A 23075-nucleotide genomic window follows, 5' to 3' on the forward strand; every position below is an offset into this window, starting at 1 on the left:
ACGCCGCGGATGCGCTCGGGCTCAAGGGCCCCAGCTCGGGTGAGGAACTGGGCATCCTCCTGGGTGTAGATGTCGTTGGTGACAACCGCCAGCTGCAGGCGATCGCGCAGCCGCCGGCAGAGGGCCTCCACCAGGGCGGTTTTGCCCGAGCCCACCGGCCCGGCCACGCCCACCCGCAGCTTGCTCATCCGATCCGCTCAGCTGCGAAACAGCCTGGAGTACAGCTCGGCGTGGCGCAACTGGGCCAGACCCGCACCCACGCCACCGCTCCAGAGCTGGTCGGGATCGGCAGCCGCCAATTCGAGGGCCCGCTGGGCAATCAAAGGCGCCAAACCCAGCTGCAGGCGCTGGGCCTCGGTGGGTCCTAGAGGCACCAGCCGCAACGCCGCACTGAGCTGGTTTGCCACCCAGCCATATAAATAGGCCTCAACCAGCTCGGTGGCGCCAACCTCCAAGGCGCGGCCCGCCAGGGCAAAGGCTGCGGGCCAAGCCAGGTTCAAGGCGGGCGGATTGAAGCCGAGGTCGGCTAGTAGCCCAAGCAGCGAAGCGCCCATCTGGCGCTGCTGGGCGCGCACCTCAGCCCCCTCCCGCAGGGCCAGCAACCAGCTATCGCGCTCGCGCAATTCGGCTGCTTCAGCCAGCAGCAAACCGGGCAAACTGGCAGCCTCCAGCACCAAGGTGCCGCGCTGCAACTCAGCCTCAAGCCAGGCCCTGACCCCAGCCCCGTCCAGCAAAAGCCCGCGCTGCACCAGCACCTCCAAGCCCTCCGAATAACTGAAGGCCCCCACCGGCAGCGCTGGGCTGATCAGTTGAAACAAGCGCAACCGGCTAGTGGTCATGGCTGTGGCCGTAGCCGTGGATGGGGCCGTAGGCACCGGACTCGGGCTGAAAGGGAGCCTGCAGCTGGCCCACCTGCAGACCGCGATGCTCCAGCAGGTGGGCCAGCACGGAATCGGCGAGCAGGCGCAATTCACCAGCCCTGATCTCCATGGCCACGTGGCGATTGCCAAGGTGATAGGCGGCCTGGAGCAGGGCCAGGGGATCGGCGCTGCGCACCTGGATCAGCTCCTCCGCCGCCGCCCGCACCTGCACCAGCGGTTCGGCAGCCGTGGCGGCCAGCCACTCACCGGGTTCCAGGGCTGCCCCCCGGGGCAGCTGCAGCAGCACCTGCCTGCCACAGGCTGTGCAACGCAACCCCCGCAGCTGGGTGCGCTCCACCGCCGAAAGGGCAAGCACCAAGGCAGGAACGGCCCCCGGGCTGGCGGCCAGCCCGCGCTCACGCAGCACCAAAGGCCGGTCAGCAAGCTCGGAGCTGGCCATCGCCGGGTGCACCATGGTCTCTAAACAGCATGCCTGGTGAATCATCCCAACACCATTGCGGCAGGCCGCTGGCACGGCGCCGCTGAGCTGGAGTTCACGGCCCGGCAGGGCAGTCCGGGGGAGCCGCCTGCAACTGTGCATCAGGGCTGGGCTACATCCCCTCTGAAATTGCAACGGGCCTACCCCCAGGCAGACGGCCGCTGCGAATTGCCCCTCCTGCACACCGCCGGCGGCCTGGTGGGGGGCGACCAACTCACCCTGCGGGCCCACCTCGCCCCAGGTAGCCAAGCCCTGCTCACCAGCGTGGCGGCCCAGAAGGTGTATGGCACGGTGGGGCGGTCCCGTTTGGTGCCGCAGGGCCAGTGGGCCCGCCAGAGTTTGCACTTCAGCCTCGAAGCCGGCAGCGACCTGGAATGGCTGCCCCAGGAGCTGGTGCTGTTTGCCGGCGGACTGCTGGAGCAGAACCTCACGGTGGAGCTGGCGGCGGGGGCCAGCTGGCTGGGCATGGACGTCGTACGGCTGGGCCGCAGCGCCGCCGGCGAAACCCTGGGCCAGGGCTGCTGGCGTTCACGGCTGCAGGTTTGTCGCCGCGGCCCCGAAGGTCGCCGCTGGGAGCTGGTGGATCCCCTGGAAATCAGCGGCGCCAGCCTCGCTGCAGAACACGGCATGGCGGGCCAACCGGTGCTGGGATCGCTGGTGTGGGCAGCGCCGCAGCCCCTGGGGGCCGCTGCCCTGGCCCAGCTGCTGGCCGACTGCCGCAGCGACCGCCAGGGGCTGGAGGGCGACCTGGCCTGCGGAGCCCTGGATCAGGGCCTGATCGCCCGCTACCGCGGCCCTTCCAGTCAGGCAGCCCGGTTTTGGTTCACCAGGGTATGGGCCCGGATCCGGGCCGCACGCGGCCTCAGCGCCCCAGAACTGCCGCGGGTATGGCCCTTCCAGGAACAGCCCTTGGGTTCAGGCTGAACGGGTCAAGGCGCCCTAAGGCTGCCAAAGTTGGGCCATGCACCTAACCCCCCAGGAAAAGGACAAGCTGCTGATCGTCACCGCCGCCCTGCTGGCGGAGCGGCGGCTCAACCGCGGCCTCAAGCTGAATCACCCCGAGGCCGTTGCCTGGCTCAGCTTCCAGGTGATCGAGGGCGCCCGGGACGGCAAGACCGTTGCCGCCCTGATGGCCGAGGGCAGCACCTGGCTGAGCCGTGAACAGGTGATGGAGGGCATTCCAGAGCTGGTAAGCGAAGTGCAGATCGAAGCGATGTTTACCGACGGCACCAAGCTTGTGACCCTGCACGACCCGATCCGCTGATCACCGAAAACCATGCCCCCCCTGATCCCTGGTGAACTACTGCCCGAACCCGGTGAGATCGTGCTGAACGCCGGCCGGCCCGTGACAACGCTGCTGGTGGCCAACAGCGGCGATCGTCCCGTGCAGGTGGGCTCCCACTTCCATTTCCACGAAGCCAACAGCGCGCTCAAATTTGACCGCGACGCTGCCCGCGGCCTGCGGCTCGACATCCCCGCCGGCACGGCTATCCGCTTCGAGCCCGGCGACAGCCGCGAAGTGCAGCTGGTGCCCTTCGCCGGCGAGCGCCGCGTCTTCGGCTTCAACGGCCTGGTCAACGGACCGCTCGATTAACCCTTTTCCACATGCCATACCGCATCTCCCGCCGCGCCTACGCCGAGACCTACGGCCCCACCACCGGCGATCGGCTGCGGCTAGCCGACACCGAGCTATTTCTGGAGGTGGAAAAGGATTTCACCGTCTACGGCGATGAGGTGAAATTTGGCGGCGGCAAGGTGATCCGCGACGGCATGGGCCAGGGCCAGACGCCCCGCAGCCAGGGCGCCGTGGACACAGTCATAACCAACGCCCTGATCCTGGATTGGTGGGGGATCGTCAAGGCCGACATCGGCCTGCGCGACGGCCGCATCTGCGCCATCGGCAAAGCGGGCAACCCCGACACCCAGGCGGGCGTGACGATCGTGGTGGGCCCGGGCACCGAAGCGATCGCCGGCGAGGGGCACATCCTTACCGCCGGCTCGATCGACACCCACATCCACTTCATCTGCCCGCAGCAGATTGAAACGGCCCTGGCCAGCGGTGTAACCACCCTGCTGGGGGGCGGCACCGGCCCGGCCACCGGCACCAACGCCACCACCTGCACCCCGGGCGCCTTTCACCTAGCCCGCATGTTGCAGGCCGCCGAGGGCCTGCCGGTAAATCTGGGCTTCTACGGCAAGGGCAACGCCTCCACCCCCGAAGCAATCGAGGAGCAGGTGCGCGCCGGCGCCTGCGGCCTCAAGCTGCACGAAGACTGGGGCACCACCCCAGCCGCGATCGACTGCTGCCTGACGGTGGCCGACCGCTTCGACGTGCAGGTGTGCATCCACTCCGACACCCTCAACGAAGCCGGCTTTGTGGAAGACACGATCCGCGCCATCGGCGGCCGCACCATCCACACCTTTCACACCGAAGGGGCCGGCGGCGGTCACGCCCCCGACATCATCAAAATCTGCGGCGAAGCCAACGTGCTTCCCAGCAGCACCAACCCCACCCGCCCTTACACCCGCAACACGCTCGAGGAGCACCTCGACATGCTGATGGTGTGCCACCACCTGGATCCACGCATCCCGGAGGATGTGGCCTTCGCCGAATCACGCATCCGCCGCGAAACCATCGCCGCCGAAGACATCCTCCACGACTTGGGCGCCTTCTCAATCATCGCCAGCGACTCCCAGGCCATGGGCCGGGTGGGGGAGGTGATCACCCGCACTTTCCAGACCGCCCACAAGATGAAGGTGCAGCGCGGCGCCTTGCCCGAAGATGCCGCTTCAAGTGGAGGCCGCAACGACAACACCCGCTTAAAGCGCTACATCGCCAAAACCACGATCAACCCGGCGATCGCCCACGGGCTCGATTCCCAGATCGGTTCGGTGGAGGTGGGCAAGCTTGCCGATCTGGTGTTGTGGAAGCCGGGCTTTTTCGGGGTGAAACCGGAATTGGTGATCAAGGGTGGCTCAATCGTGTGGGCCCAGATGGGCGATGCCAACGCCTCGATCCCCACCCCCGGACCAGTGCACGGCCGGCCGATGTTTGCCGCTTTTGGGGCCGCCCTGGCCCCCAGCTGCCTCACCTTCATGAGCCAGGCAGCCCTCGATGCCGACCTACCCCGCCAGCTGGGCCTGAAACGACCCTGCGTGCCCGTGACCAACACCCGCGGCGACATCGGCAAGGCCTCAATGAAAAACAACACGGCCCTGCCGAATGTTGAGGTTGACCCCCAGACCTATGAGGTGTTCGCCGATGGGGTGCTGCTCAGCTGCGAACCAGCCGATGTGCTGCCAATGGCCCAGCGCTACTTCTTGCTCTAATCAGCCACCGTTTTGGGGTCACGCGGGCTATTGGGCCGCTCCGGCAGCAGCTGGGGAAGCTGGGGCAGGGGTTCGCTGAAGCCTATCCCCATGGTGGTAAAGGTTCTGGAGCGAACAAACCAACGCACAAAACCCGCCACCTGATGCAAGTCGGCGGTCCGATGCACATGGAAATCAACCAGCAATGCTTGACCTACCTGTAAGTCATGGTTTCCGGTGATAAACAGGCACAAGCCACCTAGACTAATGTCGAGGATGTCGGCATAAAACCACTGGGTGCGAGCTTCAGCGCCTGGGCTGGGCAGCTGAATCAGCAACGGAGGACAGGGAAGCGCCAGGAACCTTTCAAAGCAGCGCTGACCGTCGTCGAGACCCAGAATTTCTGGGTCTTCATCCCCAGCAAAGATTGTTTGGGCCTCATTGCCCCCTGGATCTTTACCGAAGGGTTCTACCCAGGAGACACCAGGCCGTCTGGAGGCATCGCCAGCAGGATTGGGGAGATGGCTGGGCATAACAAAAGCGCCTGGGAGCTGCCATTACTTCACCCTACTGGCGAAGAAAGATAGAGGCCATGGACGGAGCTGGCCTTCCGTATCAACCCACACCGGCGTCAACCCAACGGGTGGACATGATCCCCCCATGGCAGGTGGTGGAGCATGTTTGGGGAATACAGACCAAATCGGGGCTACGACGAATACTTCAGTGCGCCTGATCAGCCCCGCAGCGCCCTGCGGCCCCTGCTCTCCTCCCTGGGCCAGCTGGGCCTCGATGAACTAAATCGCAATCACGCGGCGGCCGGCGTTTTGCTGCGTCGGCTGGGGGCCACCTTTCGCCTCAATGACTCGGGCAACCATGGTGGTGAGCGCATCCTGCCCTTTGACCCCCTGCCGCGGCTGATCGGTAGCGGAGACTGGCAACGCCTCGAGGCAGGCCTGTTCCAGCGGCTGGAGGCGATCGACCTATTTCTGGCCGATGTCTATGGACCCCAAAAAATCCTGAACGACGGCGTAATTCCGCGACAGGACGTGGAGAGCTCCCAGGGCTGGCGACCCCAACTGCAGGGCTTCCAGCCGCCCCTGGGCCGCTGGTGCCACATCTCCGGTTTGGATCTGGTGCGCGATGGCCAGGGCACCTGGCGAGTGCTGGAAGACAACCTGCGCTGTCCCTCCGGCGTGGCCTACTTCCTGGAAAACCGCCGGGTGATGAAGCGGATGTTCCCGAGCCTGTTTGCCGGCCGCACCGTGCAACCTATCGACGATTACCCCTCCCACCTGCTGCAGACCCTGCGGGAGCTGGCCCCCTGGACCGATACCCCCAAGGTGGTGCTGCTCACCCCCGGGGTGTTCAACAGCGCCTACTTCGAGCACAGCTACCTGGCCCAGCAGATGGGCATCCAGCTGGTGGAGGGCCGCGACCTGATCTGCCAGGACGACCGGGTGTGGATGCGCAGCACGGCCGGGCCCGAACCGGTGGATGTGATCTACCGGCGCATCGACGACGACTTCCTCGACCCGGCCGTATTCCGCAGCGATTCGATACTGGGGGTGCGGGGCCTGATGGCCGCTTACCGGGCCGGCCGGGTGGCAATCGCCAACGCACCAGGCACCGGCGTAGCCGACGACAAGCTGATCTACGCCTACCTGCCGGAGATGATCCGCTACTACCTCGGCGAAGATCCAATAATTGAAAACGTACCCACCTACCTCTGCTCCAGGGAGGATGACCGGGCCTACGTGCTGGCCCACCTCAGTGAGCTGGTGGTGAAAGCGGTGGCCGAGGCCGGTGGCTACGGCATGCTCATCGGCCCCCACGCCAGCAGCGAGGAGATCGCCGAGTTTGCCGTCAAGATCCAGGCCGATCCCCGCAACTACATAGCCCAGCCCACCCTCGAGCTCTCCACCGTGCCCTCGCTGAGCGAGGGCGAACTATTCCCCTGTCACGTGGATCTACGGCCCTATGTGCTGCGCGGCAAGGGAGCCTGGGTAAGCCCGGGCGGTCTCACCCGGGTGGCCCTGCGCCGCGGTTCCCTGGTGGTCAACTCTTCCCAAGGTGGCGGCTGCAAGGACACCTGGATCGTGAGTGAACAACCATGCTGAGCCGCGTCGCCGACTCCCTTTATTGGATCAACCGCTATGTGGAGCGGGCCGAAAACATCTCCCGCTTTGTGGAGGTGAGCGAAGCAATGGCCCTCGACTGCCCGCCAGGCAGCGCCGAACCCTGGCTGCCCCTGGTTGATGCCAGTGGTGATCGGGAACTCTTCGATCGTCTTTATCCAGAAGGACGCCCGGAGCAGGTGGTGGAGTTTCTGGTGCGGGCCGAGGCCAATCCCAACAGCGTGGTGAACTGCATCGCCATCGCCCGCGAAAACGCTCGCCAGATCCGCGATGTAATCACCACCGAAATGTGGGAGCAGCTCAACGACATCTATTGGACCCTGTTCGACAACAAGGGGTTCTGGGGTCAGCCCCCCCAGGAACAACTTCGGGACATCCGCCGGGCCTGCCAACTTTTTTATGGCATCACGGATGCCACCCTCAGCCGCGACCTTTCCTGGCAATTCAGCCGCCTGGGGCGGGTGCTGGAGCGGGCTGAAAAAACCACCCGCATCCTCGATGTGAAGTACTTCCTGCTGCTGCCTTCACCTGATGAAGTGGGTGGCGTGCTCGATGAACTGCAGTGGATCTCCCTGCTGCGTAGCGCCGGGGCCTATCAGATGTTCAGGCAGTCACGTCAGCAAGCGATCGAGCCCAAGGCGGTGGCCAGCTTCCTGCTGCTCGACCCGATCTTTCCGCGCTCGGTGCGCTACTGCCTAGAGCGCATCCACGAAACCTTGAGAATCGTGCGCGGCCAGGCGGTGCCAGGAGCTCCAGACGAGCTCGAATGCCTCAGCGGCCTCACCCTGGCCCGCTGGAGCTACAGCCGCATCGACGAGCTGATTGCGAGAGGTTTGCACGAGTCGATCGACGGCCTGCAAAGCGACCTCAACCGGCTCCATGATCTGATCGAACAGCGCTACTTCATCGCCGACCACGCATGCGTGCCCGCGTAACCCACACCTTCACCTACCGCTACAGCGCCCCGGTGCTGCTGGGTCCGCACCGGTTCTGCCTCAAGCCCCGGGGCCACGGCTTTCAGCGGCTGCTGGACTTCCAGCTGGTAGTGACGCCGGAGCCTGGGCGGCTCTACCCCTTGGTGGCAGCCAGCGGCGATGAAATTCTGCGGGCCCGTTTCAATGGGCCAACAGATGCGTTCATCGTGCGGGCCAGCAGCCTGGTGGAAACGGAACCGGCGCCGCTGCTGCAGGTTTGCCTGGAGGGCAGCGAACCGATGCTGCCCTACCCGGTGGGCCACCTGAACGGTGACCTGGCCGGCAGCCTGGAGGGCTGGCTACCCAACGGCCAGCACGACCCAGCCGCGGTGGACATGGCCCAGGAAGCGCTGATGGGCAGCGATCAAAGGGCGCTGATGTTTTTGCAACAGCTGGTGGAAATCATCCAAGACCGGGTCAAGTACACCCAGCGTCACGTGGGTCCGGCCTGGCCCGCCGGCCGCACCCTCAAGGAAAGGGTGGGATCCTGCCGCGATCTGGCGATGCTGATGGTGGAAGCCTGCCGCTGCGTGGGTTTACCGGCCCGCTTCGTGAGCGGCTACCACCTGGTGGAACCAAAGCCTGAGAGCTACGACCTGCACGCCTGGGCCGAGGTGTATCTGCCAGGTGCAGGCTGGCGGGGCTTTGATCCCAGCGGCATAGGCGTGATCGATGATCGCTACATCACCTTGGCCACCTCCTCCAGGCCGGAGCTGACCGCCGCTGTCACCGGCAGCTTTTCGGGTCCGAATGGCGTCGAAAGCCTGCTGGAATGGAGCATTGAGGCAGACATCCAAGAGCCGGCTGCAACCATGCAGTCCGCCTAAGCAAAAGGTGCCTGCAATTGGGTGTCCTCCATTTCCAGACAAACCACCTGATGGCGGCCGCGATCCTTAGCCACGTAAAGCGCGCCATCGGCTGCGGCAATCGCAATGCCCTGTTCTTAAGGCTCAAAGAGGAATGCCTGCGCTGCCGCCGCACCGGCGAGCCCCTCAGCTGCATCACTATCGACGTAGATGGTCTCACCAAAATCAATGACCGCTTTGGCCATAAAATCGGCGACCTAGTTCTGAAACGAGTGGCCAGCGCGGTACGCCAACGGCTGCGCATCACCGACCACTTCTTCCGCAGCGGCGGGGATGAATTCGTGGTGGTGGCCACCGATTGCAATGGGGCCGCCGCCCAGGAAATGGCTGCGGATCTACAAGCCCTGGTGAGCCAGCTGGGGCTAGGCAGCAAGCAGGAACCAGTGCCCACCAGCATCACCACCGGGATAAGCACCATGGAAGGCGATGAGCTCAAACCTGACACCCTGCTGGCTCGCTCGGATACAAACATGCGCCGGGCCAGACAAAATAGGAACTGCTGACCTAATGTTGTGGAGAGGTTTTGGACATCTAGCCCGCGTGCAGGAAGCGCCCATACCCGAAGATGATTCGGCTCGCCTCAAGGAACTGCAGAGCTACGGCGTACTTGATACGCAATCGGAAGCAATCTTTGACGATATCACCCACCTAGTTCAAGATATTACTGGCGCAAAAATAGGAGTTATAAGCCTTGTCGACGAAAATCGTCAGTGGTTCAAGTCTTGCGTTGGCCTCGACGACGCACCCAAGGAAACGCCCAGAAATATTTCATTTTGCGGCCACACAATCGTTCAGCGCCGGCCCTTAATTATAAACGATGCCCTTGAAGATGATCGTTTTGCCGATAATCCACTTGTTCAAGGTGAGCCTCGCATCCGTTTTTACGCCGGCTTCCCCCTAATCGCCGCCAACGGCATGGCATTGGGCAGCCTTTGCGCCATTGATATCGAACCGAAGGCCCTCACACCTAAGCAGGTCACATCCCTAGAGCGACTGGCTCGCCAAGTGGTTAGCCAAATGGAACTGCGGCGAGAAGCCCACCTACTGCAATCCGCCGAATTAGCACTGCAGGCCCAAGGGGGAAACGGGCAGGTCAGGCCAGGCATCCAGCTACTTAGTGAAATCAATCCAGTAATGAATCGGGAGCAGCTACAGCAGATGCTGAGCCTGCTGCTTGGCCTAGATCAAGCACCCTGCTTTGCACTGGCGCGCTGCAAGTTCAAGGAGTATTCCCGCGTCAGCGCCAACATTGGGAGTGCTGCGGCGGAGAACCTAATCCAAACTGGCTTAGAACGCCTACGGGACTGTCTACCTGCTCAAGCATCAACCGCCTACTTCTCAGATGACGAGATAGCAATCGTGCTACCACACCTCTCAGAAGAAAGTGCTATCACAGCGATTGCAGAAAGATGCATGGCGAGCCTTGAGGCACCATTAAAACTAAACGACCGTGATATGGAGCTGGGAATGAGCATGGGCATTGCAATCTTCAAAAACAACTATGGCGATGTTGACTCTCTACTCTCTGATGCCAGCATCGCCCAACGCATAGCCATAACTGATCGCAGCAAAAATAGCAGTTTCAACTTCATCGATCTGCCCGCACGACTAGCGGCACAGCATCACTACCAAGTGGAAACTAATCTACGCCGCGCTATCCGACGCAACGAAATGACTCCCTATCTGCAACCGATTGTTGATATCGCCACGGGCAAGCCTGTAGGCCTGGAATGCCTGATGCGCTGGCGCACCGAAAGCGGCGAAATGATGCTGCCCAATAATTTTTTACAGATATCTCACCTGGCCGGGCTCAGCGGTGAACTTGATCTTCAGATAATCCAGAAAGCAATCCAAGCCAGCCATGAACTAGCCAGCGCTGCACCAGGGCAGCCGCTGCAACTCTCAGTGAATCTCTCCGGCCTACTGCTGGAAAGCGAGGGCCAGCGCCAAAGGTTGCTGCAACTGATCCGCTCCACCCCCTTGCCAAAAAATTGGCAGCTGCAAGTGGAACTGGTAGAGGATTATTTAGATGACAATGGCTCGGAACTAGGAATCTTCCTCAACTCCCTGCGCCGCCTGGGAGTTACCATCGCCATCGACGACTTCGGCACGGGTTATTCCTCGCTCAGCCGCCTCCACAACTATCCAGTGCGCACGGTGAAGGTCGATTGCAGCTTTGTTGAGCGCATCGACGACAGTAGCAATCCCAGCAACCAGTTGCTAAAAACAATCCAGAATCTCTGTGCCGATTTAGGACTGGAAAGTACCGCTGAAGGGGTTGAAACGGACTCTCAACGCGCCTGGCTGCTGCAGAACGGCTATAGGCATGCTCAGGGCTACCTATTCAGCCGGCCGATGTCGGTGGCTGCTATGGCCCACTACTTAGCCGAAATTCACTAGGAAACTACCAGCTAACCCCGTGCAACTTAGGCAGGGGGGCCGTTTTAAAAGTTGTAGCAAATAATCGGGGAATAAGGCGACTGTTGTATACCCGAAACTCCCGCACCACGCTGGCACCAGCCTCACGCACAGCCTGATTAAGCACCACAGAACCATCGTGATCAGAAACTGAGCGGTGAAACGTTCCCGGAGGAATGCGCAGGATGTCGCCACCTGTTTCTAGGCGAACAATGTGATAGGGATAATTCCAGCCCAAATTAACCAAGTAAAAAGTTCGGCCGCCGTGCAGGGCCAACAAATTATCTTCCTGGTGGGGGTGCAGATAAAACTGCCAGGCACCAGTCTTCTCCTCATCCGGAGGGCTCACGGCCGGACCGGCATGGATCACCAGATCGCGGGCATTGGAGCTGGCAACGGTGATATCAAAGAAACGAACAGCGGGGGTATCGCGGAACTTTTCGTAGGGAATCAGCTCAAACATCGGCGCAGACTGGGAAGTGCCAGACCGGGGAAGGGAAGACATTCGGGTAAGAGCAGCGGGTGCTGCCAGATCAAGGCCTAATGAAACTCACCACCGGGGAGCCGGCCGTCGCAACCACTACCTATCAAGGAAACTTGCTTGGATCAGAAGGGGATTGGCATCTCCACATCAGCGGGCTCGGGGGCACATACCGGCACCCGCTGGGCCACCACTTCGCCCAGCACCACGATTGAGGGCGAAGCAAAATCCTGCTCCTCAGCCCGGTCGGCCAGCTCACCCAGCACGCTGATCAACTGCCGCTGACCGCGCACGGTGCCCTGCTGAATCACAGCCGCGGGCGTGTCGGGGGCTAGGCCACCCGCCATCAGCTCCTCGGCGATGCGGCGCAGGTTATGCAGGCCCATGTAGATCACCAAGCCATCACTGGTCTGGGCCAGGCCGCGCCAGTTGACCCCTGGGCGGCCCTTATCGATTTCCTCATGGCCCGTCACGAAGGTGACGCTGGAGCCGGCGCGGCGGTGGGTAACAGGAATGCCCGCGTAGGCCGGAGCCGCGATGCCAGCGGTTACGCCTGGCACCACCTGCACCGGCACGCCCTTGGCGGCTAGGTGGGCGGCTTCCTCGCCGCCGCGTCCAAACAAAAAGGGATCACCGCCCTTTAGCCGCACGATCAGGCGATGGCGGCTGGCCAGTTCCACCAGCACCGCGTTGGTGCTTGGCTGCGGAACGGAATGGTGACCGCGGCGCTTACCGACAAAGTGGAGCTCGCAGCCTTGGGGCACCAGATTCAGCAGGGCCTGGGGCACCAAGGAGTCGTAGACGAGGGCGTCGCACTGGCGCAGCAGCCGGTGGGCCTTGAGGGTGAGCAGCTCCGGATCACCGGGGCCCGCCCCCACCAGATAAACCGTGCCGAGCTGGGCCGGGGCACTCATGGCAGGGCCTCGAGTTCAGCCAGCAGCAGCTGGCGCAAGCCAGGCCGCTGCAGCAACGGCGGACCCACCTGCTCGGCTAGCTGGTCGGTGAGCCGGTTGGCGGCCAGGGCCAGGGCCAAGGCTGGAGCGGCAAGGGTCAGCTTCAGCTGCGCGAGATGGTCTGCACTGTATGGAGTGGCGACGCAGTGGGCGCCGGTGCGCCGCTCCAGGCTGGTGAGATACCGCGCTGCCAGGGGACCCTCCAAGGGGTGATGCAGCAGTAAGGGCCGGGCATCCTGCGTAGCCAATCCGGCCAGCTCCGTAGCGAGGGCCGCCTGCCAGCGGGGCCAGGCCCCCAGGAAAGGCCAGTGCTGGACGCGGGCAAAAGCCGACCAATGGCGCACAATCGCCGGCAAATCGTGGCGCACATGGCCGCCGGGCAGCAGCAGCAGCGGCACCAAGCCGAGGACTTGACCCGGCTGCAGCAGCTCGGTCGCCGCCGGCGGCGGCGCCGCCGAAAGGGCCTGGAGCCGCACCGGCGCACCACGGCGGCACTCCAGCTCGGCGGCCAGGGCCACCAACTCGGCAGGCAGCTGGCCGCCGGCGCGGCCATGCACCACCAGTAGCAGGGGTTGGGCGGGGGTGGCCGCGAGGCGGCGACCAAGGCGCGCCGCCACCTGGGGATCGAGCTCGCAGAGCCGCAGGGGCACCAGGGCGCGGCGGGCTCCGGGCAGACGGGCCAGCAGATCCACCGCCGGGGCAGCCAGCTGGGGATCGAGGTCGCCGGCCAGGGAGCTGAGGCCAGCCACCAGTTGGTGCCGGGGCCACACCGACAAACCACGGGCTACCCCTTCGAGAGCGGCGCGCCGCAATGGGGTAGCGATTGGGGGCCGCATCCAGCTCAGCAGCACGGGCCAGGCCGCAGCCTGGCGCTGGTGACCCAGCAGGGGCAGCAGGGCTATCGCCACGGCCTGGCCAAGAACGCCCGGGCCGGGGGCCAATTGCTGCAGCAGCCAGGCGGCACTAGCCCCATCCCGCTGGCGCAGCACCTGGCTGGGAAGGCCGGGATCGGGATCGGGCTGCTGGCGCCACCAACGCAGCAAACGCCGCTGGGACGGCGGATCCAGCCGCTCCGCCAGCACGGCAAGCAGGTCTGGGTCGGCGCTAAGGCTGCCGTTTTCCAGCGCCAGCAGCCAGGGTTCAAGGTCCAGCTCAGGCTGGTTGCGCAGCTGTTGCAGCCAGCCCCAGCGTGCCGGGGAGCCGCAGGCCGGCAGCTGGGCTGGCTCGCACTGGGGCAGGGCAGAGCTCAAAGCCGCCCTCCGCGCTCAGGAAGCCGCCGGCTCGCGGCGCCGGGCTCCAAATTGCTCCAGCAGCAGCTGCTCCAGCACATCGGCAAGATCACTGAGGGGTACGCCTTTTTCATGCAGCTCGGCCAGCTTGGGCTCGGCGCCCATGGAGCCGCCAAGGAAGATCTTGGCCGCCTCCACCATCTGACCATCCTTACGGGCCTTCGCCCCCATCAGCCCGATCTGACCCATGTAGGGCTGGCCGCAGGCATTGGGGCAGCCGGTCCAGTGCATGCGCACCGCCTCAGGCAATTCGATGCGCTGCTCCAGCTCTTCGAGCACCTGCTGGGCCACGCCCTTGGTGGGGATCAAAGCGAAGCTGCAGTAGGCGTTGCCGGTGCAGCTCACCGCTTCGGCCTGCAGGGTCGAAGGGTCGGGGCGGAAGCGCTGCAGCAGGGGTGCAGCCAGTAGAGCCTCGAGGCGATCGCCGGGCACATCAACGATCAAGGCGTTCTGGGCCTCGGTGAGACGCAGCTCGCCGCTGCCATAGGTGCGCGCCAAAGCGGCAAGCTCCAGCATCGAAGCCGCGTCCAGCCGGCCCATCGGCACGTGCAGCCCCACCCAGTGGAGCCCCTCCTGCTTTTGGGCCTGCACGCCCAGGCCCGAGCGGGGGGCGCGGTTTACCAGGTGGGAGCCAGCGTGGCTGAGCACGGGTTCGGCAAAGGCTGCAACCAGCTCAGCCCGGTAGGCATCGATCCCGAGCTCGTCGATCAGATACATCAACCGGCTTTTGTTGCGCTGCTGCCGGTTGCCTGCGCGCTCGTAGTGATGCAACAACGCCAGGGTGAAGTCGGCTAGCTGCTCCGCCCGCAGCCACAGTCCCAGGGGCACCGCCAACTCGTTGCGCTGAGCTGAAAAGAAGCCCCCCACCAGCACCGTGAAACCCAGCTCACCGTTGTGCTCCGCCGGCAGGAAAGCCAGGTCGTTGTGAAGCAGGAAGCTATCTGATGCGCCCCCCACGGCCACATTGAACTTGCGCGGCAGGTTGCGGGGACCGGCCGGCCCCAGCAGCCGCGCCTGAATCGCCTCCACCAGGGGGCGGGTGTCGACGATCTCCTCTGGGTCAATGCCCGCCAGCGGGTTGCCGGTGATGTTGCGGGGGTTGTCGTGGCCCGACTGGCGGCTGGTGAGCCCCAAGGTCTCCAGCGCCACCATCAGCGGCGCCATGTCCTCCAGCAGCAGGCCCCGCAGCTGCAGGTTTTGGCGGGTGGTGATGTCGGCACTGCCGTGCTCGCCACAACGATCGATCGCCTCAGCCAGCAGCTCCAGCTGCTCAGCGCTGATCACGCCGTTGGGCAGCCGCAGCCGCAACATGAAGCGCCCGGGCGTCACAGGCCGGAAGAAGATCCCCAGCCACTTGAGCCGGATCGTGAGCGTGGCTTCGTCGAGTGCTTCCCAGCCTTCACGCCCCATTTCGGCAAGCCGGGGCGCCAACTCCAAGCCGCAGAGCTCGGCCTTGGCCTGCTCGATTTTGCTGAGGGGCGGCTGGCTGGCCGCAGAAATGGTGGAGCTAGTCATGGGGCGGAATCTCGAAACACGGAACAACCTCGGCATGTCCGCCCTGCCGCCACACAGCCGCAAGGTGGATCCGAGCAAGCGCCGATGAGAGCTACGCCGCCGGAAAACAGAAATGGGAAAAAAGCTCCCCGCAGGGAGACAATTGGAATTGTCTGCAGTGCGAGTCGCTTCCTGTGTCGCAACCGCTACAATCCACAGTTCCAGAGGCGGAGGCAGAGCTCAGACGCCTGCAGCGCCTCGAAGCCCTCGGCCCCGAACGGGCCCGCTTTCGCGAACTGATTGCCAAGGTGGGCAGCGGTGAGCACACCAGCACGGGCCTCAGCCGCGATGAGGCCCGCGACGCCATGGACCTGATGCTCCAGGGTCAGGCAAGCGATGCGCAGCTTGGAGCCTTCCTGATCGCCCACCGGATTCGCCGGCCGCTGCCGATCGAATTGACCGGCATGCTCGATAGCTACCGCAGCCACGGCCCAAAGCTGGAGACCCCTGGCCGCCAGGCCATTTGTTTCGGCGTGCCCTACGACGGCCGCAGCCGCACCGCCCCCCTGCTGCCCCTGCTCGCCCTAGTGCTAGCCGGCGCCGAGATCCCGGTGGTGCTGCACGGCGGCGACCCGATGCCGGTTAAGTACGGCGTCACCCTGGCCGAGCTTTTTTCCGCCCTCGGCATTGAATGGCGTGGGCTCAGCCTCGCCGCACTGCAGCAACGGTTGAGCACCCACCACCTGGGCCTCACCCACCAGCCCGACCACTTCCCAGCTGCGGAAAGGTTGCTGCCGGTGCGCGATGAAATTGGCAAGCGCCCCCCCGTGGCCAGCCTGGAACTGCTCTGGACCCCCCACTGCGGCGACCACCTACTAGTGAGTGGTTTCGTCCATCCCCCCACCGAAAAACGGGCCTGGGAGGCCCTGGCCACCGCCGGTGAAACCGAGGTGCTCACCGTGAAGGGCCTGGAGGGGTCGACCGACCTACCCACCAGCCGGGCTGGCATCACCGCCCGGGTCCGCCAGGGCTCGCTGGAGCGGCTGCTCGTGCACCCCCGGGACCACGGCCTCCACGGCGATGAAATCGCCTGGGAAAACTTGGAAACCTGGCAGCAGCAAGCACTGGCCGCCCTCGGTGGCGAAGGCCCCCTGGCCGCACCGCTGCTCTGGAATCTGGGGGCCTACCTCTGGCTGGCTGATCGCTTCGAAAACCTTGCTGACGCCCTCGAGCAAGCGCGAGCTCTACTCGCCTCGAGGTGCGGCGAGCGACTGCGGCAAACCCTGGCCAATCCCAGCGAAAGCGGCAATCGGTAGCAATTGCAACCCTCAAGTTGAAGCCAGCCGTGGTCTTGTAATTGGGTCGGTCAGCTTGTGCGCCGGCTCGATTTTTAGACCGGTTCGGTGCGCTTCTTTGTGGAGCCCGTCCGGAGTGCAGTTGCCGCCACTCCGGCCCATCCCAATCCAGCCATGTCCAACCTTTCGCGCCGCAAGTTTCTAATCACCGCCGCCGGTTCGGCAGCTGGAGCCATCTGGCTAGCCGCCTGTGGCAGCCCCAGCAAAAAATCTGAAAATCAAACAACAAGTCAGGCCGGTGGTGCGGATGCACCTGAGCTGAAGACTGCCACCTTGGGCTTCATCGCCCTCACCGACGCTGCGCCCCTGATCATTGCCCTGGAGAAGGGTTTGTTTGCCAAGCACGGCATGCCCGAGGTGAAGGTGGTGAAGCAAACCTCCTGGGCCGCAACCCGCGACAACCTGGAGCTAGGTAGCAGCGGCGGCGGCATTGATGGCGCCCACATCCTCTCGCCTATGCCGCTACTGCTAACTGCCGGCACGATCACCAAGACCAAGCAGCCCCTGCCGATGTACACCCTGGCGCGGCTAAACCTGCAGGGCCAGGGGCTGTCGGTGTCGAAGGACTACCTGGCTAACAAGCTCAGCATCGACAACAAAGAAGGCTTGGCAAAAGCAACGCAACAGGCCAGCGCTAAGGGCAAGAAATTCAAAGCGGCCGTTACCTTCCCCGGCGGCACCCACGACCTATGGATGCGCTATTGGCTCGCCGCCAATGGCATTGATCCCAATAAGGATGCCGACCTGGTAGTGGTGCCACCCCCCCAGATGGTGGCAAACATGCAGACCGGCACCATGGACACCTTCTGCGTTGGTGAGCCCTGGAATCAGCGCCTGGTGAACAAGAAACTGGGTTACACAGCCGCCGTCACCGGCGAACTCTGGAAAAACCACCCCGAGAAGGCCTTCTCAATGCGGGCCGACTGGGTTGATCAAAACCCCAAGGCCGCTAAAGCCCTGCTGATGGCCGTTCAGGAAGCCCAGATCTGGTGTGAAGATCCAGCAAACCTTGATGAACTCTGCGAAATCACAGCCAAAGACAAATACTTCAAAGTCAGCGTAGCCGACATCAAACCCCGTCTGGCCGGCGACATCGACTACGGCGATGGCCGCGTTGTTAAAAACAGCCCTCTGAGAATGCGCTTCTGGAGCGAAAACGCCTCCTTCCCCTTCAAGAGCCACGACAAGTGGTTTGTTACCGAAGATATGCGCTGGGGCTACCTACCCTCTGACACCGATATCGGTGCTTTGGTAAATAAGGTGAACCGGGCTGATCTCTGGAAGGAAGCCGCCAACTCAATCGGCCAAGGAAAGGCCATTCCCGGCAGCGATTCGCGCGGCAAGGAAACCTTCTTTGACGGTGTGGTGTTCGACCCAGAAAATCCCAAGGCCTACCTAGATGCCCTAGCAATCAAGGCGATGAAGTGAACTTAAAGGCCCAGCAACTTCCCCGTTCCCTCTCCCGCCATCCGTGAACCCCAACGCTTCTCCGGGCCGGCCCTCCCGCCGGCGCCGGCTGCTGCCGGCACTGCCCCAAATCATGCCCTATCTGCTCTGCATCGGTGCTTTTCTGCTGGTTTGGCAGTTGCTTTCGGGCGCTCTTGGCGCTGCGCGACTTCCCGGCCCGATCAACGTGCTGGTTGATACCTGGGATCCCTACATCAGCCAGCCGTTTTTCGATGACGGTGGCACCAGCAAGGGCCTGGGCTGGCAGATCCTGATCTCGCTGCAACGGGTGGCGGTGGGCTACGGCTTGGCGGCGGTCGTGGGAGTCGCCATCGGCGGCCTGCTCGGATTAAATCGCTTCGCCGGCAAAGGGTTTGATCCGGTGGTGCAGGTGCTGCGCACCGTGCCACCACTGGCCTGGTTTCCGATTTCGCTGATGGTATTTCAAGACGCCAATACCTCGGCGGTATTTGTGATCTTCATCACGGCGATCTGGCCGATCATTATCAATACGGCTGTGGGTATCCAGGAGATCCCCCAGGACTACACCAACGTGGCCAGGGTGCTGCGCCTCAGCAAGCGGGCCTACATCAGCAACATCGTGATTCCGGCCACGGTGCCCTACGTATTCACCGGCCTACGCATCGCCGTGGGCCTGGCCTGGCTGGCAATCGTGGCTGCAGAGATGCTGAAGGCCGACGGCGGCATCGGCTACTTCATCTGGGATGCCTACAACGCCGGCGGCGATGCCAGCTCCAGCCAAATAATCCTGGCGATCATTTATGTGGGAGTGGTGGGCCTGCTGCTGGATCGCCTGGTGGCCTGGGTGGGGCGCAAGGTAAGCAAGGGAGCCGCCTAAATGACCACTCCAGCTGGACTGATCAGCGTCGATGCCGTAACCCAGGTATTTCCCCTCGATGACGGCGGCCGCTACGTAGCTCTGCAGGGCATCAATCTCGATATCGCCGCAGGCGAATTTGTATCGCTGATTGGCCACTCCGGCTGCGGCAAGAGCACCCTGCTCAACCTGCTAGCCGGGCTCGACCAGGCCAGCGAGGGCGGCATCTTGATTAATGGCCGTCAGGTGACCGATCCAGGCCCTGATCGCATGGTGGTGTTCCAGAACTATTCGCTGTTGCCCTGGCTCACGGTGCGCCAAAACATCGCCCTTGCCGTAAACACCGTCTACCCCTCCAAAAGCACCCAGGAGCGGCGCGAGATTGTTGATCGCAACATCCAAACGGTGAATCTCAGCGCAGCCGCCAACAAATTTCCAGCCGAACTATCAGGCGGCATGAAGCAGCGGGTGGCGATTGCTCGGGCCCTGGCCATCCGGCCCAAGCTGCTGCTGCTCGATGAACCCTTTGGCGCCCTCGACGCCCTCACCCGCGGCAATTTGCAGCAGCAGCTGATGCAGATCTGTCAGGAATCGGGGCTTACCGCCGTGATGGTCACCCACGACGTCGACGAAGCCCTGCTGCTCTCAGATCGGGTCGTGTGCCTGAGCAACGGACCAGCAGCCGGCATCGGCCACATCTTGAAGGTGCCCCTGCCGCGCCCCCGGGACCGGCTCACGGTGATGGACCACCCCGACTATTACCACCTCCGCGCCGAGCTGATCCACTTCCTGCAGGAGCAGCGCCGGCTCAAGCAACTCGCCGCCAGCTCGCGATGACCACCGCTACCTCTAGCCCTGCCTTCCTCGAGTTTCGGGACGTGGGCCAGGTTTTCCAGTCTCGGCGCGGGCCATTTGAGGCCCTGCGTGACATCAATCTCCAGGTGCGGCAGGGGGAATTCCTCTGTGTGATCGGCCACTCCGGCTGCGGCAAGAGCACCCTGCTCAACATGGTGTCTGGCTTTCTGCAGCCCAGCCACGGTTCGGTAACGCTGCAAGGCAAGCCGATCACAGGGCCCGGCCCCGACCGGATGGTGGTGTTTCAGAACTACTCCCTGCTGCCCTGGCTCACGGTGTGGCAAAACGTAGAGATGGCCGTCAAAGCGGCCCGGCCCGAACTGGCTGCAGGCAGCCGGCACGAGGTTGTGACTCACCACCTGGAGATGGTGGGCCTGATGGAGGCGCGCACCAAACGCCCTGGGCAGATTTCGGGGGGCATGCGCCAGCGGGTAGCGATCGCCCGCGCCCTGGCCGTGTCACCAGCGGTGCTGGTGCTGGATGAACCCTTCGGGGCCCTTGATGCCATCACCAAGGAGGAGCTCCAAGAAGAGCTGCTAGCTATCTGGCGTGAGCAGAAACCCACCGTGCTGATGATCACCCACGACATCGACGAGGCCCTATTTCTGGCCGACCGAGTCGTGATGATGACCAACGGCCCTGCCGCCGGCATCGGCGAAATCCTCGAGGTGCCCTTTGAGCGGCCCCGTCGCTACGAAGCCATCCAGGAAGACCCCCGCTACGGCCAGCTGCGCAACCACGCCCTCGATTTTCTATATCGCCGCTTCGCCCACGACGTGGATTAGGTCAGGCCGGCGTCAGCGCCACCGCCGCTGCCTTGAGCTCCGGCTGCTTCGAAATCGGGCAGCCCAGCTCATGCATCAGTCGATTGGCCTCACAAGCCAGCTCGCCTTGGGAGGCGCCCCAGTGCATCGGCAAAAACACGGTGCCGGGCCGGATGCGATCGGTGATTTGCACCTTCACCGACACCGCACCGCGGCGCGACCGCACTAAGGCCAGAGCCCCATCAGCCAAGCCGGCGCGATCCGCATCGCTTGGATGCACCTCCAGCAGCGGTTCGGGGTGGGCCTTGAGCGCCCGCGCCACATGGGCCGTGCGGGTCATGGTGTGCCAGTGGCCCAGCAGCCGCCCCACCGTGAGCACCAGGGGATAGGAGTCGCAGGGGGGTTCCGCCAGGCCCAGGGGCGGATCGGCCCAGAGGAGTGCCTTGCCGGAAGGGGTAGGGAAGGCCAGATCGCCATAGAGGCGCGCCTTGCCGCCGCCGGGGGCGGTGCCGGCGGGGAAGGGCCACTGCTGGGGGCCGTGCTCAGCCAGGAGCTCGTGGCTAAGGCCGCTGCTATCGCAGAGCCGGCCAGCCGTGAGTGCCACGAATTCGGCATACACCTCGCCGGCGTCAGGCCAGCCGAACTGCGCCTTAAAACCGAGGCGCCGGCCCAACTCCGCAAAGATCGCCCAGTCGGCCCGGGCTTCGCCTGGGGGCTGGCGGAAGGCAGAGCAGAGGGTGACTCGGCGCTCTGAGTTCACCATTACACCAGCCTTTTCGCTCCACTGGGCCGCCGGCAGCACCAGGTGAGCCAGCGCCTCGGTTTCCGTGCCGGCATAGGCCTCGCTCAACACCACCAGCGGGCAGTTCGCCACCGCCGCCCTCACCCGATCGAGGCTGGGCAGGCTCACCAGCGGGTTGGTGGCCGCCACCCACCAGAGGTCGAGCTCGCCGCGCTCCATCGCCTCGATCTGCTGCCACACCACCAAGCCAGGCTCTGGCGAGATCGAGCCAGCAGCAAAGCCCCAGTGGCGCTCCACCTCGGCCCGGTGCGCTGGATCACCTACGGCGCGGTAACCGGGCAACAGCTGGGCCAGGCCACCCACCTCGCGGCCACCCATGGCATTGGGCTGGCCGGTAAGTGAAAAGGGTCCGGCGCCGGGGCGGCCGATCTGGCCACTCACCAGGTGCAGGTTGCAAATCCCGGCCACGGTGGCGGTGCCCTCGCGGCTCTGGTTCACCCCCATCGACCAAAGGCTGAGCGCCGCCTGGCTGGCGATCCACCAGTCGGCCAGCTGACGCAGGTCGGCCTCGGCGATGCCGCACACCGCCGCCGCCCGCGCCGGCTGCCAGGCCCGCCAGAGGGTCTCCAGCTCGGCGAAACCCTCGGTGTGGGCTGCCACGCAGGCCTGATCCACACCGCCCAGCTCTAGCAACAGATGACCCAGGCCGCAGAGCAGGGCCAGGTCGGTGCCGGGGGCGATCGCCAGGTGCAGGTCGGCGGCATCGCTGGTAGCGGTGGCGCGCGGATCCACCACCACCAGGCGCGGCCCATTCCCCTTTCGCCGGCGCTTAAGCAGCCGCTGGAACAGCACCGGATGGCAATCGGCCGTATTGGTGCCGATCAGCAGCACCAGATCGGCCAGATCGAGGTCGTCGTAGCAGCAGGGCGGGCCATCGGAGCCGAAGCTGCGGGCATAGCCAGCCACCGCCGAACTCATGCAGAGGCGCGAGTTGGCGTCGAAGTTGTTGCTGCCCAGGGCGCCCTTGAGCAGCTTGTTGGCTGCGTAATAGTCCTCGCTGAGGAACTGACCGGAGCCGTAGATCGCCAGCGCTTGGGGCCCCTTGGTGGCCAAGGTCGCCTCGATGCGCTCCACCAGGATGGTGAAAGCCCGCTGCCAGCTGATCGGCTCAAAGGGCTGGTCGATGCGCGCACGCCACAGGGGCGTGGTGAGGCGGTTGGGGTGCAGGGTTTCGCCCACCGTGGCGCCCTTGATGCACACCTGGCCCAGGGACGAGGGATGGTGGCGGTCGCCGCGGGCGATCCAGATGCCGCCGGGTTCAGCGGGGGCCTTCAGCTCCAGGCCGCAGCCCACGCCGCAGTAGGGGCACTGGGCTAGGGCAGCTGGACTGGCGGCCGGAATGGCGGGATGAGTAGCCATGGGGCTATTCGACCAAGCCAAGGCGCCCGATGATGGTGGCAGTTGTTACCGCAGTTCCCCCTGGGCTCTCTTCTAGCCAGAACCTGCTTCCACTTCGAGGCCGACTTCACCGCCGACCTGCGCTGCATTCCGATGGCCGTGCGGCGCAAGCTCGATCTGGCCGGCGTGAAGCTGAAGCTGCAGCACTGGAGCGAGCTGAGCGAGACAGAACGCGTTGAGCTGCTGGCCTGGCCCGATGACCCCGCCGCCATCGAGGCGTTGCGCCAGCACCTGCAGGCGCGCACCAGCGCCCTCAGCGCCGGCCAGGCCAAGGACCTACCCCGACCCGACGCTGAGCCCTGGCAGCAGGCCGACCAGCTGCCCGAAGTGCTGGCCGCC

General features: G+C 64.3%; 23 protein-coding genes and 1 pseudogene. 15 read left to right on the forward strand and 9 right to left on the reverse strand.

The window, feature by feature from the left end; translation table 11 throughout:
• The 3 genes from KBY85_RS11975 to ureE all read right to left on the reverse strand — a co-directional run.
• On the reverse strand, nt 1-188 hold a 188-nt coding region (locus tag KBY85_RS11975), incomplete at its 3' end, for a GTP-binding protein (protein WP_315859989.1).
• A 9-nt stretch (nt 189-197) separates the two neighbouring features.
• The gene (locus tag KBY85_RS11980; RefSeq protein WP_254961738.1) at nt 198-839 is read right to left on the reverse strand and encodes an urease accessory protein UreF; all 642 of its coding nucleotides are present in this window, start codon (nt 837-839) and stop codon (nt 198-200) included.
• Entirely contained in the window at nt 829-1320 is a 492-nt protein-coding gene (ureE, locus tag KBY85_RS11985) for an urease accessory protein UreE (protein ID WP_254961739.1), read from the reverse strand. Before ureE ends, KBY85_RS11980 begins: the two co-directional genes overlap by 11 nt.
• Before the next feature lie 36 nt (nt 1321-1356).
• On the opposite strand from ureE, the gene KBY85_RS11990 reads away from it, so the two are divergent.
• The 4 genes from KBY85_RS11990 to ureC are packed head-to-tail and all read left to right on the forward strand — an operon-like array spanning nt 1357 to nt 4689.
• The gene (locus tag KBY85_RS11990; protein ID WP_396121863.1) at nt 1357-2283 is read left to right on the forward strand and encodes an urease accessory protein UreD; all 927 of its coding nucleotides are present in this window, start codon (nt 1357-1359) and stop codon (nt 2281-2283) included.
• A gap of 37 nt (nt 2284-2320) precedes the next feature.
• Nucleotides 2321-2623: an urease subunit gamma gene (locus tag KBY85_RS11995; RefSeq protein ID WP_254961740.1), complete on the forward strand. Its 303-nt coding sequence runs from the start codon at nt 2321-2323 to the stop codon at nt 2621-2623.
• Between the two features lie 12 nt (nt 2624-2635).
• Nucleotides 2636-2953, forward strand: a complete 318-nt coding sequence (locus KBY85_RS12000; protein ID WP_106502634.1) for an urease subunit beta — start codon at nt 2636-2638, stop codon at nt 2951-2953.
• Nucleotides 2954-2964: 11 nt separating this feature from the next.
• Nucleotides 2965-4689 carry an urease subunit alpha gene (gene ureC / locus KBY85_RS12005; RefSeq protein ID WP_106502633.1) on the forward strand — a complete coding sequence of 575 codons (1725 nt, stop codon included), beginning with the start codon at nt 2965-2967 and terminating at the stop codon, nt 4687-4689.
• Here the strand turns inward: ureC and KBY85_RS12010 are convergent.
• Nucleotides 4686-5201 carry a PilZ domain-containing protein gene (locus KBY85_RS12010; protein WP_254961741.1) on the reverse strand — a complete coding sequence of 172 codons (516 nt, stop codon included), beginning with the start codon at nt 5199-5201 and terminating at the stop codon, nt 4686-4688. The genes ureC and KBY85_RS12010 overlap by 4 nt on opposite strands.
• A 144-nt stretch (nt 5202-5345) precedes the next feature.
• Between KBY85_RS12010 and KBY85_RS12015 the strand changes: the two genes are divergently transcribed.
• From KBY85_RS12015 to KBY85_RS12035, 5 genes are read left to right on the forward strand one after another with little or no spacing between them, the layout of a single operon-like run.
• The gene (locus KBY85_RS12015; protein ID WP_254961742.1) at nt 5346-6785 is read left to right on the forward strand and encodes a circularly permuted type 2 ATP-grasp protein; all 1440 of its coding nucleotides are present in this window, start codon (nt 5346-5348) and stop codon (nt 6783-6785) included.
• Nucleotides 6779-7738, forward strand: a complete 960-nt coding sequence (locus KBY85_RS12020) for an alpha-E domain-containing protein (protein WP_254961743.1) — start codon at nt 6779-6781, stop codon at nt 7736-7738. The genes KBY85_RS12015 and KBY85_RS12020 overlap by 7 nt, the downstream gene beginning before the upstream one ends.
• The gene (locus KBY85_RS12025; RefSeq protein WP_254961744.1) at nt 7723-8604 is read left to right on the forward strand and encodes a transglutaminase family protein; all 882 of its coding nucleotides are present in this window, start codon (nt 7723-7725) and stop codon (nt 8602-8604) included. The genes KBY85_RS12020 and KBY85_RS12025 overlap by 16 nt, the downstream gene beginning before the upstream one ends.
• Nucleotides 8605-8654: 50 nt before the next feature.
• Nucleotides 8655-9146 carry a GGDEF domain-containing protein gene (locus tag KBY85_RS12030; protein WP_254961745.1) on the forward strand — a complete coding sequence of 164 codons (492 nt, stop codon included), beginning with the start codon at nt 8655-8657 and terminating at the stop codon, nt 9144-9146.
• A gap of 4 nt (nt 9147-9150) precedes the next feature.
• Entirely contained in the window at nt 9151-11043 is a 1893-nt protein-coding gene (locus tag KBY85_RS12035; RefSeq protein ID WP_396121864.1) for an EAL domain-containing protein, read from the forward strand.
• Nucleotides 11044-11047: 4 nt separating this feature from the next.
• On the opposite strand, the gene KBY85_RS12040 is transcribed toward KBY85_RS12035, so the two are convergent.
• From KBY85_RS12040 to KBY85_RS12055, 4 genes are all read right to left on the reverse strand, one after another.
• Nucleotides 11048-11524: a redox protein gene (locus tag KBY85_RS12040; RefSeq protein ID WP_254961746.1), complete on the reverse strand. Its 477-nt coding sequence runs from the start codon at nt 11522-11524 to the stop codon at nt 11048-11050.
• Between the two features lie 143 nt (nt 11525-11667).
• A complete protein-coding gene (gene cobA, locus KBY85_RS12045; RefSeq protein WP_254961747.1) occupies nt 11668-12456 on the reverse strand; it encodes a uroporphyrinogen-III C-methyltransferase in 789 nt (262 codons plus the stop codon).
• The gene (locus KBY85_RS12050; protein ID WP_254961748.1) at nt 12453-13745 is read right to left on the reverse strand and encodes a CbiX/SirB N-terminal domain-containing protein; all 1293 of its coding nucleotides are present in this window, start codon (nt 13743-13745) and stop codon (nt 12453-12455) included. Before KBY85_RS12050 ends, cobA begins: the two co-directional genes overlap by 4 nt.
• Nucleotides 13746-13760: 15 nt before the next feature.
• Nucleotides 13761-15299, reverse strand: coding sequence for a ferredoxin--nitrite reductase (locus KBY85_RS12055; protein WP_254961749.1), 1539 nt, complete (start codon nt 15297-15299; stop codon nt 13761-13763).
• Between the two features lie 227 nt (nt 15300-15526).
• Here KBY85_RS12055 and KBY85_RS12060 point away from each other — a divergent pair, with 227 nt between their 5' ends.
• The 5 genes and pseudogenes from KBY85_RS12060 (at nt 15527) to KBY85_RS12080 (ending at nt 20557) form a co-directional block, all read left to right on the forward strand.
• The gene (locus tag KBY85_RS12060) at nt 15527-16594 is read left to right on the forward strand and encodes an anthranilate phosphoribosyltransferase (RefSeq protein WP_254961754.1); all 1068 of its coding nucleotides are present in this window, start codon (nt 15527-15529) and stop codon (nt 16592-16594) included.
• A gap of 153 nt (nt 16595-16747) precedes the next feature.
• Nucleotides 16748-18061, forward strand: coding sequence for a CmpA/NrtA family ABC transporter substrate-binding protein (locus KBY85_RS12065; protein WP_254961750.1), 1314 nt, complete (start codon nt 16748-16750; stop codon nt 18059-18061).
• Nucleotides 18062-18173: 112 nt separating this feature from the next.
• The gene (ntrB, locus tag KBY85_RS12070) at nt 18174-18938 is read left to right on the forward strand and encodes a nitrate ABC transporter permease (protein ID WP_396121865.1); all 765 of its coding nucleotides are present in this window, start codon (nt 18174-18176) and stop codon (nt 18936-18938) included.
• Nucleotides 18939-19748: pseudogene (locus KBY85_RS12075) on the forward strand (nitrate ABC transporter ATP-binding protein); the annotation flags it as partial. It lies immediately after the preceding gene.
• Nucleotides 19749-19750: 2 nt separating this feature from the next.
• Nucleotides 19751-20557 (forward strand): ABC transporter ATP-binding protein, encoded by an 807-nt coding sequence (locus tag KBY85_RS12080; RefSeq protein ID WP_254931617.1) that lies wholly within the window; start codon nt 19751-19753, stop codon nt 20555-20557.
• 1 nt (nt 20558) lies between these two features.
• Here KBY85_RS12080 and KBY85_RS12085 read toward each other — a convergent pair whose 3' ends face one another.
• Entirely contained in the window at nt 20559-22697 is a 2139-nt protein-coding gene (locus tag KBY85_RS12085; RefSeq protein ID WP_254931616.1) for a molybdopterin oxidoreductase family protein, read from the reverse strand.
• A gap of 42 nt (nt 22698-22739) precedes the next feature.
• Here KBY85_RS12085 and KBY85_RS12090 point away from each other — a divergent pair.
• Nucleotides 22740-23075 (forward strand): nitrate reductase associated protein (locus tag KBY85_RS12090; protein ID WP_254961751.1); only part of this gene is annotated, 336 nt, incomplete at its 3' end.

Source organism: Cyanobium sp. BA5m-10 (assembly GCF_024346255.1).
In the GTDB taxonomy this organism is placed as follows: domain Bacteria; phylum Cyanobacteriota; class Cyanobacteriia; order PCC-6307; family Cyanobiaceae; genus Cyanobium_A; species Cyanobium_A usitatum.

What these genes read in the sequence shown, in the direction of transcription:
- KBY85_RS11980 (WP_254961738.1), bottom strand. Translation starts at nt 839, where the DNA reads ATGACCACTAGCCGGTTGCGCTTGTTTCAACTGATCAGCCCAGCGCTG.
- ureE (WP_254961739.1), bottom strand. Translation starts at nt 1,320, where the DNA reads ATGGCCAGCTCCGAGCTTGCTGACCGGCCTTTGGTGCTGCGTGAGCGC.
- KBY85_RS11995 (WP_254961740.1), top strand. Translation starts at nt 2,321, where the DNA reads ATGCACCTAACCCCCCAGGAAAAGGACAAGCTGCTGATCGTCACCGCC.
- KBY85_RS12000 (WP_106502634.1), top strand. Translation starts at nt 2,636, where the DNA reads ATGCCCCCCCTGATCCCTGGTGAACTACTGCCCGAACCCGGTGAGATC.
- ureC (WP_106502633.1), top strand. Translation starts at nt 2,965, where the DNA reads ATGCCATACCGCATCTCCCGCCGCGCCTACGCCGAGACCTACGGCCCC.
- KBY85_RS12010 (WP_254961741.1), bottom strand. Translation starts at nt 5,201, where the DNA reads ATGCCCAGCCATCTCCCCAATCCTGCTGGCGATGCCTCCAGACGGCCT.
- KBY85_RS12015 (WP_254961742.1), top strand. Translation starts at nt 5,346, where the DNA reads ATGTTTGGGGAATACAGACCAAATCGGGGCTACGACGAATACTTCAGT.
- KBY85_RS12020 (WP_254961743.1), top strand. Translation starts at nt 6,779, where the DNA reads ATGCTGAGCCGCGTCGCCGACTCCCTTTATTGGATCAACCGCTATGTG.
- KBY85_RS12025 (WP_254961744.1), top strand. Translation starts at nt 7,723, where the DNA reads ATGCGTGCCCGCGTAACCCACACCTTCACCTACCGCTACAGCGCCCCG.
- KBY85_RS12030 (WP_254961745.1), top strand. Translation starts at nt 8,655, where the DNA reads ATGGCGGCCGCGATCCTTAGCCACGTAAAGCGCGCCATCGGCTGCGGC.
- KBY85_RS12035 (WP_396121864.1), top strand. Translation starts at nt 9,151, where the DNA reads ATGTTGTGGAGAGGTTTTGGACATCTAGCCCGCGTGCAGGAAGCGCCC.
- KBY85_RS12040 (WP_254961746.1), bottom strand. Translation starts at nt 11,524, where the DNA reads ATGTTTGAGCTGATTCCCTACGAAAAGTTCCGCGATACCCCCGCTGTT.
- cobA (WP_254961747.1), bottom strand. Translation starts at nt 12,456, where the DNA reads ATGAGTGCCCCGGCCCAGCTCGGCACGGTTTATCTGGTGGGGGCGGGC.
- KBY85_RS12055 (WP_254961749.1), bottom strand. Translation starts at nt 15,299, where the DNA reads ATGACTAGCTCCACCATTTCTGCGGCCAGCCAGCCGCCCCTCAGCAAA.
- KBY85_RS12065 (WP_254961750.1), top strand. Translation starts at nt 16,748, where the DNA reads ATGTCCAACCTTTCGCGCCGCAAGTTTCTAATCACCGCCGCCGGTTCG.
- ntrB (WP_396121865.1), top strand. Translation starts at nt 18,174, where the DNA reads ATGCCCTATCTGCTCTGCATCGGTGCTTTTCTGCTGGTTTGGCAGTTG.
- KBY85_RS12080 (WP_254931617.1), top strand. Translation starts at nt 19,751, where the DNA reads ATGACCACCGCTACCTCTAGCCCTGCCTTCCTCGAGTTTCGGGACGTG.
- KBY85_RS12085 (WP_254931616.1), bottom strand. Translation starts at nt 22,697, where the DNA reads ATGGCTACTCATCCCGCCATTCCGGCCGCCAGTCCAGCTGCCCTAGCC.